At 63.7% G+C, this 16,140-nt stretch carries 16 protein-coding genes; 3 read left to right on the top strand and 13 right to left on the bottom strand.

Going from position 1 to position 16,140, the window contains the following annotated elements; genetic code table 11:
- Positions 1–6: 6 nt before the first annotated feature.
- From WKB88_RS02250 to WKB88_RS02240, 3 genes are read right to left on the bottom strand one after another with little or no spacing between them, the layout of a single operon-like run.
- Positions 7–846: a carbohydrate ABC transporter permease gene (locus tag WKB88_RS02250; protein ID WP_207375999.1), complete on the bottom strand. Its 840-nt coding sequence runs from the start codon at positions 844–846 to the stop codon at positions 7–9.
- Entirely contained in the window at positions 843–1,796 is a 954-nt protein-coding gene (locus WKB88_RS02245) for a carbohydrate ABC transporter permease (RefSeq protein ID WP_341392912.1), read from the bottom strand. The genes WKB88_RS02250 and WKB88_RS02245 overlap by 4 nt, the downstream gene beginning before the upstream one ends.
- The gene (locus WKB88_RS02240) at positions 1,793–2,917 is read right to left on the bottom strand and encodes a LacI family DNA-binding transcriptional regulator (RefSeq protein WP_341392911.1); all 1,125 of its coding nucleotides are present in this window, start codon (positions 2,915–2,917) and stop codon (positions 1,793–1,795) included. Before WKB88_RS02240 ends, WKB88_RS02245 begins: the two co-directional genes overlap by 4 nt.
- Before the next feature lie 288 nt (positions 2,918–3,205).
- On the opposite strand from WKB88_RS02240, the gene WKB88_RS02235 reads away from it, so the two are divergent.
- Positions 3,206–4,300, top strand: a complete 1,095-nt coding sequence (locus WKB88_RS02235) for an AI-2E family transporter (protein WP_341392910.1) — start codon at positions 3,206–3,208, stop codon at positions 4,298–4,300.
- A 74-nt stretch (positions 4,301–4,374) separates the two neighbouring features.
- Here WKB88_RS02235 and WKB88_RS02230 read toward each other — a convergent pair whose 3' ends face one another.
- The 6 genes from WKB88_RS02230 to cynS all read right to left on the bottom strand — a co-directional run bounded on the left by WKB88_RS02230 (position 4,375) and on the right by cynS (position 10,274).
- Positions 4,375–5,556, bottom strand: coding sequence for a hypothetical protein (locus tag WKB88_RS02230; protein ID WP_341392909.1), 1,182 nt, complete (start codon positions 5,554–5,556; stop codon positions 4,375–4,377).
- Positions 5,557–5,659: 103 nt separating this feature from the next.
- Positions 5,660–6,682, bottom strand: coding sequence for a zinc-dependent alcohol dehydrogenase family protein (locus tag WKB88_RS02225; protein WP_341392908.1), 1,023 nt, complete (start codon positions 6,680–6,682; stop codon positions 5,660–5,662).
- Between the two features lie 197 nt (positions 6,683–6,879).
- The gene (locus WKB88_RS02220; protein ID WP_341392907.1) at positions 6,880–8,154 is read right to left on the bottom strand and encodes a hypothetical protein; all 1,275 of its coding nucleotides are present in this window, start codon (positions 8,152–8,154) and stop codon (positions 6,880–6,882) included.
- Between the two features lie 190 nt (positions 8,155–8,344).
- A complete protein-coding gene (locus tag WKB88_RS02215; protein WP_341392906.1) occupies positions 8,345–8,890 on the bottom strand; it encodes an NUDIX hydrolase in 546 nt (181 codons plus the stop codon).
- A gap of 93 nt (positions 8,891–8,983) precedes the next feature.
- Entirely contained in the window at positions 8,984–9,811 is an 828-nt protein-coding gene (locus tag WKB88_RS02210; RefSeq protein WP_341392905.1) for a formate/nitrite transporter family protein, read from the bottom strand.
- A 10-nt stretch (positions 9,812–9,821) separates the two neighbouring features.
- Entirely contained in the window at positions 9,822–10,274 is a 453-nt protein-coding gene (gene cynS / locus WKB88_RS02205) for a cyanase (RefSeq protein ID WP_341392904.1), read from the bottom strand.
- A 217-nt stretch (positions 10,275–10,491) separates the two neighbouring features.
- Between cynS and WKB88_RS02200 the strand changes: the two genes are divergently transcribed.
- The gene (locus WKB88_RS02200; RefSeq protein ID WP_341392903.1) at positions 10,492–11,223 is read left to right on the top strand and encodes a helix-turn-helix domain-containing protein; all 732 of its coding nucleotides are present in this window, start codon (positions 10,492–10,494) and stop codon (positions 11,221–11,223) included.
- 20 nt (positions 11,224–11,243) lie between these two features.
- On the opposite strand, the gene WKB88_RS02195 is transcribed toward WKB88_RS02200, so the two are convergent.
- The 3 genes from WKB88_RS02195 to WKB88_RS02185 all read right to left on the bottom strand — a co-directional run bounded on the left by WKB88_RS02195 (position 11,244) and on the right by WKB88_RS02185 (position 15,100).
- The gene (locus WKB88_RS02195; protein ID WP_341392902.1) at positions 11,244–12,413 is read right to left on the bottom strand and encodes a hypothetical protein; all 1,170 of its coding nucleotides are present in this window, start codon (positions 12,411–12,413) and stop codon (positions 11,244–11,246) included.
- 102 nt (positions 12,414–12,515) lie between these two features.
- Positions 12,516–13,904, bottom strand: a complete 1,389-nt coding sequence (locus WKB88_RS02190) for a M20/M25/M40 family metallo-hydrolase (RefSeq protein WP_341392901.1) — start codon at positions 13,902–13,904, stop codon at positions 12,516–12,518.
- Between the two features lie 11 nt (positions 13,905–13,915).
- Entirely contained in the window at positions 13,916–15,100 is a 1,185-nt protein-coding gene (locus WKB88_RS02185; RefSeq protein ID WP_341393201.1) for a glutamate--cysteine ligase, read from the bottom strand.
- A gap of 199 nt (positions 15,101–15,299) precedes the next feature.
- Here WKB88_RS02185 and WKB88_RS02180 point away from each other — a divergent pair, with 199 nt between their 5' ends.
- The gene (locus WKB88_RS02180) at positions 15,300–15,533 is read left to right on the top strand and encodes a hypothetical protein (RefSeq protein WP_341392900.1); all 234 of its coding nucleotides are present in this window, start codon (positions 15,300–15,302) and stop codon (positions 15,531–15,533) included.
- A gap of 21 nt (positions 15,534–15,554) precedes the next feature.
- Here the strand turns inward: WKB88_RS02180 and WKB88_RS02175 are convergent, their stop codons facing one another.
- Positions 15,555–16,136: a GNAT family N-acetyltransferase gene (locus WKB88_RS02175; RefSeq protein WP_341392899.1), complete on the bottom strand. Its 582-nt coding sequence runs from the start codon at positions 16,134–16,136 to the stop codon at positions 15,555–15,557.
- Positions 16,137–16,140 lie beyond the last annotated feature (4 nt).

Genomic DNA, 16,140 nt, shown 5'->3' with positions numbered 1-16,140 from the left:
GCAGGGTCAGCCTTTGACTGCTCCGGCGAGCATTCCGCCGGTCAGCTTCTTCTGCAGGATGGTGAAGATGATGAGCGACGGAATGGTCGCGAGAATGGCCCCTGCTGCCAGCGGACCCAGCTGGGTCTGCCCTTCCGCGCCCAGGAATGAACGCAGGGCGATGGGAAGTGTGTAGAGCTCTGGGCTCTGCAGCAGGACGAGGGCGAGGAAGAACTCATTCCAGGCTGAGACAAAGGTAAACATGGCCGTTGCCACCAGCCCCGGTGCGAGCAGCGGAAGGATGATCCTCCGCAGAATCGTGATGCGCGAAGCGCCGTCCATTTCACCGGCCTCCTCCAGCTCCGCGGGAATAGCGGAGACGTAACCCTGCAGCATCCACAGGGTGAACGGCAGGGTGAAGGTGACGTACACGAGGGTCAGTCCAAGCAGGGTGTCGTTGAGATTGATCGTGCGCAGCACCAGAAACAACGGGATGATGATGAGAATCGAGGGGAATACCTGGCTGGTCAGTATCCACACCGTACCGGCGGCGCGAAGCCGTCCCTTGAGGCGGGCGAGGGCGTATGCCATCGGCATCGACAGCAGTACGGTGATCACCATCGTTGCGAGGGATACCAGCACCGAGTTGCCGGCGGCGGTCAGAAGGTTCTGGCGCTCGAGAGCGGAACCGTAGTTGCTGAAGTCCCATGTGGCCGGCAGCAGGTTGACGGCGAGCGAGTTCAGCTCTCCTGAGGATTTGAACGACGCCGACAGCAGCCACAGCAGCGGGAACCCGAGGAACAAGAGAAATGCGGTGAGCGCGACGTACATGAGCGCCGTCGCGTACCAGGGACGCCTGGAGATCATGAACGTGCTCCCTTTGTCTGACGGAACTGGTTGACAAGGTACAGAGACAGAACCAGCAGGATCGCGATGACGAGCACGTCACCCATTGCCGAGGCGTATCCGATTTCGCGGTTGCGGAAGGCCTCCAAGTAGGTGAACAGCGGCGGTATCATCGTCCGCCCGCCGGGGCCGCCTTCAGTGAGGACATAGATGAGGCCAAAGGAGTTGAACTGCCAGATGAAGTCCAGAGCTGTCACTGCGAAAACAACCGGGCGAAGGGCCGGGAGAGTGATGTGCCAGAACCGGCGGAACGCGCCGGCACCGTCGACTGCAGCTGCCTCATGCTGTTCCGCGGAGATGGACTGCATGCCGGCCAGCAGCAGGACAGTGGTCTGCGGAATTCCCGCCCAGACTCCCACCACAATGACGGCGGGCAGAGCGGTGGAAAAGTCCCCGAGCCAGTTGATGCCCGGAATACCGAACACTTCGAGCATGCCGTTGAGCGGACCTGAATTGGGGTTGTAGATCATCCGCCACACAATCGCAATTACCACGGGCGGCATCGCCCAGGGGATTAAGGCAAGCACCCGGGTCAGGCCCTTCAGCCGCAAATCACTGTTGAGCAACAGTGCCAGTCCCATGGCACATACGAGGGTGAGAAGTGCGACTGATCCGGCCCAGACAATGCCGATGCCGAAAGATCCCCAGAAACGGTGGTCGCCGAAGAGTTCAATAAAGTTTCCAAAACCGATGAAGTTGATCTCTGCATTCCGCTTCAGCGTGGCGTCGGTAAAGCCGAGTGCAACTCCGCTGACAAGCGGGATAACGGAAAAGATGATAATCGGCAGGAGCGCGGGGATCACCAGGGTGATGGCTTCTCGCCGCTGGGCGCGAACGCGGTGGCCGACCCGTCTCACGGGACGCGGTGCCTCCTTCACCTCGCGTGGAGTGCTTGTGGCTGCGGTACTCATCCGGCTTCCCTCTCCTCATTGAGATCGGTGTGTTCAGTGTGTTCACGCATAGGAGATGAGGCGGGGTCCGGCCTGCGTGCAAGGGATGATCCGCGAACAACCAGCGAGGGCGCAACGGCAATGGTGTGCGCGGGACGTTCAGCGTCCATGATGCGTTGGAGCAGCAGCTCCGCTGCGGCACGGCCGCGCTCTTCTGCGCCAAGGTCCACGCTCGTGAGGCCCGGCCGGACGACTCCGGCGAGCTCCGTGTTATCAATACCGGTGACGGCGATGTCGCCGGGAATGGACAGCCCAAAATCTTCGGCGGCCCGAATGACGCCGATCCCGATCAGATCGTTGGCCGCGACGATGGCATCGGGACGTGATTCATCGGACAGCACTAGGCGGGCCGCGGCGTAGCCGGCTGCGATGGTGAAGTCCTCAGCCTCGACGCTCCGCGCCAGAATTTTCGGGTGCGCAGCGACCGCCGCGGCGAATCCGTCGCGCCGGAAAGCACCAGGGGTGGTGTCGCTGGGTCCGTTCACAAAAGTGACATCACGTCGGCCCTCGGCAACGAGATGGTCAACGACAAGACGCATGGCTGTGCGCGAATCCGCACGCACGTTGTCAATGCTCCGGTTGTCCGGCAAATGTCCCAGTACGACGACCGGCACCGGCGTCTTCGCCAGCACTGCAAGGAGCTCATCCGTGACGCGAAGCGGCGACAGAATCATGCCGTCGACATATCCCCGGCTCAGGTCACGCACCACGTCGACCGAGGAGGACAACGTACCCATCGAGGACAGCACCAGCCGGTAGCCGGATGCCGAGACGACCCGTTCCACCGCGGTCATCATCTCGACGTAGACCGGGTTGCCGATGTCGGCAACGGCGTAGGCGAGTTGGTTTGTTCGGCCCCGCTTCAAGGACTGTGCCGTCGCATCAGCTACGTAACCGAGTTCCTCGGCTGCGTGTTGCACTTTCGCAACCGTCTGGGGGCTCGCTATGAGCCCGTTGAGCGCCCGTGAAGCAGACGCGACAGAAACGCCCGCGTGTGCCGCAACCTGAGTGATAGTGACCCGAGCCAACGCTCTCCTTCGAGTGTTGTAAACGTTTACAGTGGATGCACGAGACGATTCCATTGATGAGCTGTTGTGTCAAGCATGACTTTTGCGGAGGGATAGGGAGCCAGCAATGTGGAACTCGCTGCGCTAATAGGCGTCACGCCGCCAGCAGCTTCAGGCTTCGGCCGCGTTGCCTGCCCGCTTTCTGACGGAATGAAGAATTCCCGCCTCTGAGACGCCGCATTGCAAGACTCCCCTCTAGACGGAGATTGCCCTGTGCGCCAACCTGTGGTGGTAGGGGCCGCCGGGAAGAAGCAGCGGAACCTGGACTTTAGCGTCGTCGTTCCCTGATAACTGTGAGGCCCCATGAGTGATCGTGAGCCGCCCGGGACACCCGGACTTGCAAGGCCAACACGGATTCTGCTGACTCTGGCGGCTGCGGGTGGTGCCTGCTGGACGGTATGGGCAGGCCGATCGATCCTGGCGCCGCTGGTGCTGGCCGCTGCGCTCATCATTATCGCTCTGCCCGCACGAAGACCGTTGGATCGGCGCGGCACCCCAAGCTGGGTAGGCACGCTCGTCGTCGTGGCAATCGCGTGGGGAATCCTGGTGGTTCTGGCAGTGCTGGTCCTTCTGGCTCTGGGGCAATTCGGGAGCATTCTGGCCACCTATGCAGGCCAGCTGGAAGAGAGCGCGGAGACACTTGATTCGTTTTTCCAAAGCCTCGGATTCAGCACCGTGTCGATGGACGAGGTTGCCGGGGCAATCCAGCCGTCAACCCTCCTGACGACCGTTTTCAACGCCGGCACGCAACTGTTGGGTCTGGGCACGGCCGTCTTTTTTGTCGTCGCCTACGCGATGTTTCTCGGGATGGATGCTGCACGGTGGCAGAACCCCCCGAAGGAGCTCGCGGAGGCGAGCAGCCGGCGACTGCACGCTTTCCAACGGTTCACCGCCGGAACCAACCGGTACTTCCTCGTCAACTCGATCTTCGGGCTGATCGTCGCGGTGATTGACGGACTCGCCCTCTGGCTGCTCGGTGTACCCGGTCCATTCGTCTGGGCGGTGCTCGCGTTCGTTACCAACTACATCCCCAATATCGGTTTCGTCCTCGGCGTGGTGCCTCCCGTCGTGCTCGCTGTCGCGGTTGGCGGCTGGGGGCTGGGGCTGCTGGTGCTGGCCATATACTGCATCGTCAACGTCACTCTCCAAGTGCTGGTCCAGCCCCGGTTCGTGGGGGAAACAGTTCGGCTAAGCGTCACGCTGACCTTCGCCTCGGTGGTCCTCTGGACAACCCTGCTGGGAGCGGTCGGCTCGCTGCTGGCTGTGCCGCTCACTCTCTTTGCCCGCTTCCTGATCATCGGCGGGGATCCCGGTTCGCGCTTTGCACACTGGATCAGCGGAGATGATGACCCGGAGGACGCCCCGGCGCTTCCGGATGAACCTCGTAACCCGGAATGAGTGCGTGCAACTCATCGACGGTGAAGCGATACAACCACTGGGTAAATCTTCACAGAGCGGCCAGCTCGTCTTCACTACGGGTCGGAGACTGAGGGAAGGCCCCCGCCCTCGCCCCTCCGCTGCTCGACGCCGGAGACGCCGGAGACGCCGGAGACGTCGGAAGCTGGCGGTACGCGGCGCCAGGGACGACGGTCGTAGATTGCCAGCAGCTGGGCACCCAGTCCAAGGAACACCATGGCCAGCCATACGACGATGTTCAACCACGGAATGTGCAGCGCGACAATGAGGATCAGACCCCCGACCAGCGCTTTGATCACTGGGTGCTGGTTGCCGCGGAAGATCAGCCGTCCAATGAAATAGGCGCCGAAGACGAAGGTGGCGAGCGTCAGCGTGATCCAGACCAACAGGACTGACAGCCCCAGGGGCGCCCCGATGACTGTGGCCAGAAGGAGCAGCACCACAAACGGAACGGCGATTGATGCCACGAATCCTACCAGCAGCGCCCGCCACGGCCGAGGCAGGAGCCGGTCGGTCACCCGGTGCAGCAAACGGGGGAAGAGCCAGCCCGCGAGCACCGTGATAAGGCTCAGCGCAACCAGCGCATACAGCAACCCGAGCAGCCACCCAACGAACTTCTCCCCCGCCGAGGGCTCCTGCTCAGGCTCCGGGGCGATGCGCTCCACGGTGCCGCTGACAGCATCCGCGGAGATGTTTGCCTCCTCGTCGGAGTTGTACGTGAGGTTGCCCCCGACCGTCCCGCTGATGGTGAGGTTCCCAACGCCAACCTCGACATCACGGCCGACCGCACCATTGATGGCGATGTCACCCGCGGCACCCACCAGATCCTCCCCGAATGACCCGGCATCGGTGATGGTGAGGGTTGCGGCGAAGATCGTTCCGCTGCGCGCAACGTCACCGCTTATGTTCACGTCCTGCCCGGCGAGCCGCACGTTTCCGTCGACGTTGCCGGTAATGGTGATCGTTTGGGCTGCCGCGATCACATCCCCCGTGACATTTCCGCTGATGGTGACGCTCTGCCCGGAGGCGTACACGTCCCCGGAAACGTCATCCTGGACATCGATGTTCAGTCCGCTGTAGAACTGCGGACCGGTGCCGTCGTTCACCACGGCAAAGGGCGCGGTCTGTGGGCTGGAAACCGGGGATGAGGCGAAGGCACCTGACCCCGTGGCCAGAAGCAGAATGCAGACGGTGAGAACTGCGGAGAAAGCCCGCCGGGCAGGAGAAGGAAGTCTCATCGGAATGCCTTTCCGCGGTCCCGGGGCCTATGTCTTCAGTGTCCAGCAGATGTCCGCCGCGCAATAGAGGCGACGGCCCCGGCTGGACGGCACTGAGCATGATTTAGGGAGTCAGCAGTACCTTCACCGCCCGGCGTTCGTCCATGGCCCGGTATCCTTCCGCGGCGTCCTCGAGGGGAAGTGTGAGGTCGAAGACCTGGCCGGGATCGATGGTCCGGTTCCAGATCAGGTCGATCAGTTCGGGCAGGAACCGGCGGACAGGTGCCGGCCCGCCAAGCATGTTGATCTCGGCGAAGAACAATTCCAGCCCGGGCAGCGCCACATCGTGGGATACGCCCACGAATCCCATGTGCCCGCCTGGCCGGGTGGAGCGGACCGCCTGCATCATCGATTCCTGTGTCCCCACTGCCTCCACTACTGAGTGTGCTCCGAGCCCGTGCGTCATGTCCTTGATGACGGCCACGCCGTCGTCGCCGCGTTCGGCAACAATGTCGGTGGCGCCGAAGCGGCGGGCCAGTTCCTGCCGCTCGGGGTGCCGGCTCATGGCTATAACCCGCTCGGCGCCGAGCTGGCGGGCGGCCAGGACGGCAAGGAGCCCGACGGCACCGTCGCCCACCACCGCCACGGTCTTGCCGGGACCGGCGGAGGCGGCCACGGCACCGAACCAGCCGGTGCCGAGCACATCGGAGGCGGCCATCAGCGATGGCAGCAGGTCGGCGTCGGGCTGGCCGGGCGTAGCAACCAGGGTGCCGTCGGCAAGCGGGATGCGGGCGAACTGCGCCTGGGTGCCGATAGCGCCCATCGGCTGCGCCTGGACGCAGCGGCTTTGGAAACCGGCCCGGCAAATCTCGCAGGTGTTGTCGGAGGCCCAGAAGGATCCGACGACGAAGTCTCCGGGTTTCACCGTGCGGACCTCGCTGCCAACCTCTGTCACGGTGCCTACGTATTCATGGCCCATCGGCGCAACGGCCGGAACATCTTCGATGCCGCGGTATGGCCAGAGATCGGAGCCGCAGATGCAGGTTGCGGCGAGCTGGATGACGGCGTCGGTTGGTTCAATGATCCGCGGGTCTCCGCGGTCCTCCACCCGGATGTCACCGGGGGCATGAATGACTACTCCGCGCATGGGGTTGCTCCCTTCAAAGATCCTCTGCAGTTCCTTATCCAGCAGACCATTGCCCTCCGCGCTCGGGAAGTCCCGGCCGGTGGCAGCGGACACCGGCCGGGCAATCCGGCGTCGCACGCGCTCCGGGAGCATGGGGTGCGGGGATCGCTCGACGCCGTCGTCGGTTGGGCACGGAGCACTAATCCGCCCGTTTGGCGCTAATCGGCGTCGCGCCGCCAGCGGGTTGACCGCTCGGCGAGCCGGGAGGCCACCTTCCCAGATACCGATTTCGCCTTGCCCATGGTGCCGGTCCCCATCCGTTTAGCGGCGTCCACACCTTCCATGCTGAGCCGTTTCGCCGCATCCACGCCGTCGGCCCCCGCACCGACAACTCGGTCTTTGACGTCTTCCGCTGCCTCCAGCCACAGCCTGGCTTCCAACGCCTCCCGCCCGGTATCGATGCCAAGCACCCCCTGGAAGTCAGCAATGCCGGCAGCGGCGTGGTTACTGGACTTCACGACGGCGCGGGACGATGTGGGGTTCAGCAAGACCTTTGCGTTTGCCGTTCCAGCAGCGGCATCCAGCCGGGCCATCAGCCGCCCTGTGCTCCGGGCTATGAGTTCGGTCCGGTGCCGTCGGGCGGTCTTTAAACCGCGGCGGTGCTGGTCAAGGTCCTCCGGCGTGGAATCAAGAACACGATCCAGCTCAAGGATGTTCAGGGCGTCCTGGAGCTGGAAGCAACGCGCGAGGACCGCAAGCCACTCCCGCACCTTTTCCTCGGCATTCTTTGTTGCCTTGGCGAGGTCCCCGACCCCTGCTTTTTCTTCGAGCTTTTCCGCCAAGGCTTCAAGCTGACGCAGCGCATACGCCTGCGTCCGGCCGATCGTGCCTGACGTCGCCTGCACTTTCGACCATGTCACGTCGGACACCCGGCCCACTTCCGCGCGGACGGTCAGTGCCTCCTCGATGACAAAATCCACCCCCAGCATGTCCGCCAGCACTGCATCCTTCTGGGCGCGCAGAATGTCGTCAACCTTCTCGTCAATAGCGGCGAGGTAGTCGGTGATCTCATCCATGCTCTGCTGCATCGCTGCCTGCGCCATGATGCCCGCTGCGCCAGCCAGAAGTGCGGGGTTGGCCAGCTTGGATGCATTCCCGCTGCTGAACTGAACGATTGCTTTGATGCCTCCGCCCTGCCCCTTGGCCTGCACGACACCCATGCTGAGCCCCGTTTGAGAGTTCTTCATCAGGCCGAATTTCTTTATGGCTTGCGCGGATTCCTCGGTCAGCTTCACCCAGCGCCCGGAGTTGGCAGCGATCTGCGAACCCATTTCGGCTACACCGGCTGCTTTACCGAGGGTGGGGCCGAGTTTGCGAAGCCCCAGATCCTTCGACTCCAGGCCTTCGGAGGACAGGAAACGGTCGACGGCGCCTGGGTCACCAATGACTGCCAGGCCATCGCCGTCATTAATCAACTGGATCTCGTCATCCACCGTTTGCTCCTGTCGAAAGTAAATGCTGAATCGCTGGATCATTCTCTCCCAAGCGGCGCACAGGAGTCAGTCAAACCGCCGCTCTCCTGTCTCTTTTCGAAGTGCTCGGCCGATGCCGGCTTTCTTCGGATCACTCCTGCAGCAGCTCGGAAAGGACACACCATGACTCAACCCGCCGGTGGTTTGCTGATTAGTGAGCGCCAGTCAGCGCCATGGCCGCGTGCCGGACTTTTTCCAAGCGCGCGCGGAAGCTTGGTGGCACTTGAGCCGGCAATTCGTTGATCGGAAACCAACGGACATCCTCGCTTTCATCGCTCACGGACGTGACGACAGACGGCGCAACAACAGCGGCGAACCCGACATCCCAATGAGCGGCGCACGAGAATCCCGCGTGCAGATCGTGCCGGTCAAGATCCATGATCGCGGGGCTAAGCAGGACAAGATCGCCAATTCCGGACTCCTCGCGGGCCTCCCTCTGTGCGGCATCTGCCACCGACGCGTCCGCCGACTCAACGTGACCGCCGAACTGCACCCAGAACTGCCCCTTGCCGTGGAAACACAGGAGAACACGATCAAATCCAGGCGAAAAGACGAAGCATGACCCCGTGACATGCTCCGGGCCGCCATTCCTGTAGAGAGCGGCATCGCCGGCTGTGTTGAGGAACCGCAGATACGCGTCTCGCGGTTCTGAACCAGGAAGTGCACTGAGGCTTGTGAGCAGGTGGTCAAGTGGCATCCTTATATCTTGCCGCAGGCAGCACGCCCGTCTTAACAAACGCGGCGTCGGGCCCTTCGGAAGCAAACGGCCCGACGTCGTCGTTACCGGAAGCTAGACCTTCACCTTTGCCGCGAACTGCCGCCCGGGCGCCGTCCGGGCGTGCGTTCCGTAGATCATCAGCCCAACGAACGTCAGGCCGCCCACCAGGTTGCCGAGCACGGTCGGAATCTCGTTCCAGATCAAGTAGTCCATCAGGGTGAACTCACCGCCGAGCATCAGGCCAATCGGGAACAGGAACATGTTGACCACGGAGTGCTCAAAACCCATGTAGAAAAAGAGCATGATCGGCATCCACATGGCGATCACCTTGCCGGGCAGGCTGTCGCTCATCATCGCGCCGACGACACCGGTGGACACCATCCAATTGCAGAGGATGCCGCGGACAAAGAGGGTGAGCATGCCGGCTGCGCCGTGCTCGGCGTAGCCCACGGTGCGTCCTTCACCGAGGTGCCCGATCGCCTTTCCGACTTCGCTCACCTCGGCGGAGAAGCCGTACGTCCAGACAATGGCCATCAGCAGTGCGGTGGTCAGCGCGCCGGCGAAGTTGCCGACGAACACCAGCCCCCAGTTGCGGAGCATCGAGCGCCAGGTGACACCCGGGCGCTTGTCCAGCCAGGCCAGCGGCACCAAGGTGAACACGCCGGTCAGCAAATCAAACCCGAGCAGGTACAGCATGCAGAAGCCGACGGGGAACAGGACGGCGCCGAGCAGCGGCGAACCGGTCTGGGCGCTGATCGTGACGGCAAAGGCCGCGGCCAGCGCCAGGATGGCACCTGCCATGTAGCTGCGGATCAGGGTGTCGCGCGTGGACAGCGCAACTTTGGCCTGGCCGGCGTCGATCATACGGACTGCAAAGTCCTTCGGAATTACATAACTCATCGCCGGCCCCCTACCACTGGTACTTCAGGAACTTGCCGTCAATGATGACCCGCACGCGGTCACCCTCGGGATCCTCACGGCGGGTCAGCTCCACGTTGCAGTTAATTGCGCTCATGATGCCGTCGCCGAACTCCTCGTGGATGGCCTCCTTCAGTGCCGGCCCATACACGGCCAGCAGTTCGTAGAACCGGTAAATCGTCGGATCTGCCTTCAGCTCATCGCCCATGATCCTGTACGGCTGCTCCTGCAGGGCCAGCACGGTTTCCTCATCCAGATCCAGAAGCTCTCCGGCTTTCTCGGCGAGTTCAGCCGGAACGGGGTGGGAACCGAGCAAGGCTGCAATGGTCCACAGAAGCGGGCGGTCAAGCTGCTCGGCGAGGTCAGCCCAGGAGGAATCCGAACGGGCGACGGCGCTGCGCACGCTGCTCGTGGCCTGATCTCGTTTCGCGTTCCAGTTAGTCATTTCTGTTTCCTCCTGAGTAGTTCTGCCGGCACTTGCCGCAACAACAACGTAGGAGGCGGATGAGCGCCGGAAACAGGCTTTTTGCGAAGGGATACCTGCAAAAAACGCAGGCAGTTCACTCTTTACCTGCGCGAAACAAACCGGCAACTGCTCCGCCTTCCGCCGTTCGTAAGGTGTTAGACCGGGGGCCGATGGAAAGCGCAGGAAAGGATTAAAAATGGATCTGCTGATACAGGTCATCCGTGAAGCACCGGTCCCCCTGTGGGTCATTGATAACCAGGGTCTGGTCTCTCTCGCGAACAAGGCCGCAGTTCGGTTCCTGGGCTACCGGGGAGACGACGACGTCGTTGGCGGTCCGAGCCACGACCTTCTGCACTGCCGCCGCCCGGACGGTTCCCCGTACCCGGGGCACGAGTGCCCGATTGTCGGATCTGCCGGCTCCGCCCCTGCGATGGAATGGTTCGTAACCCGCGCAGGGGACGCGCGCCCGGTGCAGTGGACTACCCGCAGCGTGGGATCCGAACGCAGCACGCTCCTGAGCTTCAACCCGTTGCCGCGGAGTCAGACAGTGATGGTGCGCGACCTGCGCAGGCGCGGACCATCGCACCGGGCGCCTGCTGAGCAGGTGCGTGCCGAACTGCTCGAATCCATGCGGCGCACCATCGAGGCCAGGTTCACAGACCCGGACTTCACGACGGCGGAGCTCGCCTCCGGAGCGCACCTTTCCCTCCGTGCGGTGCAGGCAGTCTTTGCCGAGGCCGGGACGTCGCCGGCTGCCGAGATCCGCCGCGTGCGGCTGGAGCATGCGCGAGGACTGCTGGAACAGGGGGCTGGAGTGCAGAGCGCATGCCTGGCTTCAGGGTTCCTGGATCCCGGGTCGTTCGGGCGCGCCTTCCGGCAGCGTTACGGCATGGCTCCCAGCCGGGTAACTGCGTCACCGGCGGTGTGAGCTTTCGGGCTATTAAGCCCTCAGGCGACCCCGTCGAAAACCGGACCCGTCAGTACCTGTGCCCATTTCGCCGGCCCGGAATTCACCCCCTCAACACAGAACCACAGGGTGCAACTGCGTTCCTCGTCCGAAAGGACCATCAGGTCCCCGCCCCGGCCGTCTTTGGGTAACTGGACGACTCCCTCCCGTCCGGTGGGGAGCGCCGTGGGCGTCACCGTTGTGGGAGGAGGAAACGTCCCCCGGGAAAAACCGGGCACAAGCTGTACCTGGGCAGCATGATCAGACTGAAAAGTTCCGCCACGGTCTCCTGCCGAGGTGCCTTCGACACCGGGCCCGGCCAGGCCGCGGCCGTGCACACCAACCGGTCCGTGCCCCACCACTCCGAATCCCAGAGTTTGATTGCTGGAGGGGATGGGGACACCTCCGGCAAGCCCGACGACGCCGGAGGCGCTTCTTTCCCTGGGCTCGGTCGACTCGCCACCCCGGCCGAGCACTCCGGCTCCGGCTGCCCGGGGGCCGCTCGCGACGTTCGGGCCCGGAACCGTCCCGGCTTCATCCTGCGGAGGGACCATAGCCACGCTGAGTCCGGCCCCCTGCCCGTAGACACCGACGCCCCCGGTGTCCGAGAGCTGATGGGCCGGCAAAAGGTCCTTATTGTGCCCGGTTCCTCCGCCGATGCCAATAACACCGGCCGCATGAGGGAGCCTTAGCCGATTGTCGAGTTCTGACTGTCGGCCACCCTGCCCCACCAACCCGGCACCGGGCGGCGTCGAATAATCCGCGAAGTAGTCGGCTTGCGGTCCGCCCAAACCGTGAACGCCGATGCCGCCTGCTCCGCCGTTTCCGGGTTCCGGTGTCCCGCCGCCCAGTCCGAACACACCGGTGCCCTGGTTGCGGCCTCCCCTGCCGATCACGCCCGTTCCTCCAGGAGTCCCGCCGAAGTTACTGGCGCTGCCTCCGCTCCAGCCCTTGCCCACGATGCCGTCGAAGGAGTTCGACGGTATGAACGAACCGCCGTCCTCATAATCGTCCGGATCGTTGGGATCCTTGGCTACCTCAACGATGAGGATCGCCGGTCCGTTGAAATTGGGCTGGCCCGGAGGAACCTGGGCCCAGAGAATTGTGCGCCCCTCTGCACGGTTTGTCCGCCCGGTTTGGAACTCCTCGCCGCTTCCGCTTGCACCTGACATGGGTCTCTCCTCGTCGCTTGGCCGCAGCCATCCCCATGCCCTGGTTCAAGAAGACGCGTCTGACGGTTTAAGTGTCAAGGCCTCCCCAAAGCATTTGCACACCTATTCCTGCGTGCCGAGCTCCTCCCAGAGGAAGGCCAGCGTCGCGGCGCCGGCTTTGAGGATGTCGATCCGGGCGCTCTCGTCGCTGTCGTGCCAGTTGTCCTCTACGAGGCCCGTCCCGAAAAAGACAACCGGAACATTCAAAGCCGAAGAGAGCAGGGCGGCAGGTCCGCCGCCGGCGTTGCCCATCCGCCCCACTTCCTGCACTTGAAAGCCCTTGGCCATCGCTGCGGAGAGGGCATCCAGGACCCCGCAGTCGGGAGTTTGGTACGGCTCCTGCGCGGTTTCAATATCGATGGACAACTCGTAGGCGTAGCCGTCGCTGATGGTTTCACCCACCCAGCTGCGGACCTGCTCTGCCACGTCGTCGACCTTCTGGCCGGCAACCGTGCGGATACTCAGGTCCGCCGCCGCCATGGAGGGAACGGCCGCACGCTTGGCCCCCACGGGGTCCCCCGCCGCCATGGCAACGACTTCCAGCGCCGGGCGCGCCCAGAGTCGTTCAAGAGGGGTGTAGCCCTCCTCACCCAGGATGATCCGGGTGTGGGACCGTTCCAGCCAGTCCTGCGGATCAAAGGGAAGTGCGGCCAGTTCAGCCCTGCGGCGCTGGGACATTTCCTCGACGTCGTCGTAGAAACCGGGAATAGTAATCCTGCCTTTTTGGTCGTGCAGCTGCCCGAGGAGCCGGCCGAGCTCAAGGGCGGGATTGGGGGCCGCGCCGGATACCGCACCGCTGTGGACGTCCGTCAGCGGGCCGTAAACCTCAATGCGCACGCCAAGCATGCCGCGGACGCTGGTGCAGAGGGCAGGATGCCCGGCTTGCCAGAGCAGAGTGTCGGAAAAGATCACCGCGTCCGCGTCAAGGCGGTTCCGGTTTGCCTCAAGGAGGTCTTTCAGGCCGGGCGAACCGGCCTCCTCCTCCCCTTCGACGATGATCTTTAGGTTCACCGCCGGGGCAGTGCGTCCCGTCGCATCCAGATGGGCGCGCACCGCCATCAGGTGGGCCATCATCTGCCCTTTGGCGTCAGAACTTCCGCGCCCGTACAGCCGGCCGTCGCGGAGGACAGGCTCAAACGGGGAGGTTTGATCCCAGTTCTCGTCTTTCACGGCCCGCACGTCGTGGTGGCTGTAAACCAGAATGGTGGGGGCATCGACGGCGCCGGACCATTCGGCGAAGACTGCCGGACCGCCCGGACTCTCCCAGATCTCGGTCACCGGGAACCCGATGCCGCGCAGCTCCCCAGCCAGCCAGTTGGCCGATCGCGTCAGATGGTGTTTACGCTCGGGCACCCCGGCCACCGAAGGAATGCGGATCCATTCAGCGAGCCGGTCCACCAGAAGGGGCGTCTGGGCCTCGATGTAGTTCTGAATACTCTCGTTCGCAGTCATTTGTTACCCTTTCAAATCGGTCCGGTGCCCTGCAGACGCACGGGCCGGAAGTGTTGGGTTTTGGCTGTTCCATGCGTGGCCTCGACGGCGTCCGCCACCACCGCTGCCAGGGTCCGGCTGCTGGCCATGGTTTCGCGCTGTCGGCGAGATCCGGTGCCGGAAGTAAGGATTCGATCAACGTCCCGGGTTACGCGGTCCTCGTCGCCGGTGCTGGCAAGGACCGGGCTGACATGTGCCAGGAGCGCCTGCACGGCTTCACCAGCCGGGCACGGCGTGTTCAGGAGAGGGTGCAGCAGCATCCCTTCCGCTCCCGACACGCTGGCCTGCCACGCCGCAAGACGCAATTGTGCGGCGGACTGGCGGGGTGCCCGGAGGCCTGCCCGCCAGTCCAGGGCTGCCTGTTCCACAAGCGCGCGTACCAGCGCCGCTAGTACTGCGGCGTGCCCGGGGTCCATGCACACGTCGGCGATGCGCACCTCCACTGTCGGGTGGTTGCGGGAGAGACGTGCGTCGAAGTAGACCATGCCCTCGTCAACGAGTACGCCCGTGGCCAGCAAGGAGCGGATGTAACGGCGGTACGCCTTTTCAGAGCCGAACCGTTCGCACGGTCCTGCCGTGGGCCACCGGTTCCACGCCTGGTAGCGGAAGCTCGCGTAGCCACTGTCGCGTCCCTGCCAAAACGGGGAGTTGGCACTGAGCGCCAGCAGGACCGGCAACCAGACACGGATCCGGTCCAGGATCGCTACTCCTTCTTTTCCTGAGATCACCCCCACATGAACATGGAAGCCGCAGGTGAGCTGTTCCTTGGAAGTCAGCCCGAACCGGTCTGCTATGTCCTGGTAGCGCTGCCTGGGCACCAGGGACGGGGTGGCTGCTGTGGGGCTGGTTGCCAAGGCCACCGCCCTTGCGCCAACCGATCGGGCAGCCTCATCGGCTATCCCGCGGCCCTCGCGGATTGCGGCCTCCATCTCCGGCAGGGTGGCGCAGACAGGGCCGACCACTTCAAGCTGCTCTTGCTGGACTTCCAGAGTCAGGGCAGGACCGAAAGCCGAGCCACCACGCTTTCTCCCCTGCTGCACTGCCAGCTCCGCGACGGGTCTTGGCTCCCCTGTCGCCGGGTCTACCAGCAGGAATTCCTCCTCAATTCCGAAGGTCCGAGCAGGTCTGCCGGCGGAGCTGACACCCCGGGTATTCATCAACATGTTCAAGGCAGTTCCTCCGGGGAAGGCCTCACGCGCCATACTGCCCGGATCAACGGATCCGAAGGCAGGGCTGCGTTTGTGAACGATTCGGCGGCGCTTCTTGCTGCCGATTCTGCATAGGTTACCCATGTAACCGGGCCGGGGGAAGAACAACCTGACGAGCGTTCTCCTCCGGGTGTGGTTGGGTGGGCTGATGGATAACTACGTAGATTCAGGCATGTTCTGGTTCACCGTCGCCGTAGTCAATGCCGGGCTCGCGGAGCAGAAGAACCGCTCCCGCTGGATATGGTTCCTCGTTTCGCTGTTCCTGGGACCCATCGCCACCCTCCTGATTGTCATCTGGCGGGCGCCGGAACCTGTTGCCCCGTCGATGACGCACCGCGGAGGATGGACGGCTCCCGATCCGTCACCGGAATCCCGCGGATAGGTAACCTGCGGTTCCTGTTTATCAGCCCGACGGCGTGGCGCTCACGGCCGCGTGAAGGTGCATGTCGTGCCACCCGTCCTCATGCCGGAGTGCGCTGCGCTTGATGCCCTCGAAGGCAAAACCCGTCTTTGCCGCGATGCGGCACGAGGCCTTGTTGCGTGTGGAATGGGTCAGCTGCAGCCGCTTAAGCCCGACCGCATCGAATGCCCACTCCCGCAGCGCAGTCACAGCCTGCGAAGCAATTCCCCGGCCTCGCGCCGTCGGGAGCGTCCAGTATCCGACTTCGCCGTCCCCTTCGAAGAGATTGATCCTGCTGAGTGCGGCCCGTCCGACCACCAAGCCCTTTCCATCACAGACGGCCCAGGACGCTCCGGACTCCTTCTCCCACTGCCCGGCCCACTGTGCAATCACGGCTTGGGACTCCTCGAGGCCCTCGATCCGGCGCCGGTGCCACAGGGCAATTGCCGGATCCTTGTGGGCTGCGAAGACAACAGGGGTATCGCCCGCGGTCCACGGCCGCAGGCTTAGGGTCTTCGCCGTGAGAACCGGCTGCGGGACGTTGTTGATTGTTCCGGGTGGTAAGAACGGACTGATCAGGGCCATGCCC

It is taken from the genome of Arthrobacter sp. G119Y2 (genome assembly GCF_038069765.1).
Taxonomy (GTDB): Bacteria; Actinomycetota; Actinomycetes; order Actinomycetales; family Micrococcaceae; genus Arthrobacter_B.
Note: the sequence above shows the minus strand (reverse complement) of the source record. Positions and strands in the feature narration are given on the sequence as shown.

What these genes read in the sequence shown, in the direction of transcription:
- WKB88_RS02250 (WP_207375999.1), bottom strand. Translation starts at nt 846, where the DNA reads ATGATCTCCAGGCGTCCCTGGTACGCGACGGCGCTCATGTACGTCGCG.
- WKB88_RS02245 (WP_341392912.1), bottom strand. Translation starts at nt 1,796, where the DNA reads ATGAGTACCGCAGCCACAAGCACTCCACGCGAGGTGAAGGAGGCACCG.
- WKB88_RS02240 (WP_341392911.1), bottom strand. Translation starts at nt 2,917, where the DNA reads ATGGAATCGTCTCGTGCATCCACTGTAAACGTTTACAACACTCGAAGG.
- WKB88_RS02235 (WP_341392910.1), top strand. Translation starts at nt 3,206, where the DNA reads ATGAGTGATCGTGAGCCGCCCGGGACACCCGGACTTGCAAGGCCAACA.
- WKB88_RS02230 (WP_341392909.1), bottom strand. Translation starts at nt 5,556, where the DNA reads ATGAGACTTCCTTCTCCTGCCCGGCGGGCTTTCTCCGCAGTTCTCACC.
- WKB88_RS02225 (WP_341392908.1), bottom strand. Translation starts at nt 6,682, where the DNA reads ATGCGCGGAGTAGTCATTCATGCCCCCGGTGACATCCGGGTGGAGGAC.
- WKB88_RS02215 (WP_341392906.1), bottom strand. Translation starts at nt 8,890, where the DNA reads ATGCCACTTGACCACCTGCTCACAAGCCTCAGTGCACTTCCTGGTTCA.
- WKB88_RS02210 (WP_341392905.1), bottom strand. Translation starts at nt 9,811, where the DNA reads ATGAGTTATGTAATTCCGAAGGACTTTGCAGTCCGTATGATCGACGCC.
- cynS (WP_341392904.1), bottom strand. Translation starts at nt 10,274, where the DNA reads ATGACTAACTGGAACGCGAAACGAGATCAGGCCACGAGCAGCGTGCGC.
- WKB88_RS02200 (WP_341392903.1), top strand. Translation starts at nt 10,492, where the DNA reads ATGGATCTGCTGATACAGGTCATCCGTGAAGCACCGGTCCCCCTGTGG.
- WKB88_RS02195 (WP_341392902.1), bottom strand. Translation starts at nt 12,413, where the DNA reads ATGTCAGGTGCAAGCGGAAGCGGCGAGGAGTTCCAAACCGGGCGGACA.
- WKB88_RS02190 (WP_341392901.1), bottom strand. Translation starts at nt 13,904, where the DNA reads ATGACTGCGAACGAGAGTATTCAGAACTACATCGAGGCCCAGACGCCC.
- WKB88_RS02185 (WP_341393201.1), bottom strand. Translation starts at nt 15,100, where the DNA reads ATGAATACCCGGGGTGTCAGCTCCGCCGGCAGACCTGCTCGGACCTTC.
- WKB88_RS02180 (WP_341392900.1), top strand. Translation starts at nt 15,300, where the DNA reads ATGGATAACTACGTAGATTCAGGCATGTTCTGGTTCACCGTCGCCGTA.
- WKB88_RS02175 (WP_341392899.1), bottom strand. Translation starts at nt 16,136, where the DNA reads ATGGCCCTGATCAGTCCGTTCTTACCACCCGGAACAATCAACAACGTC.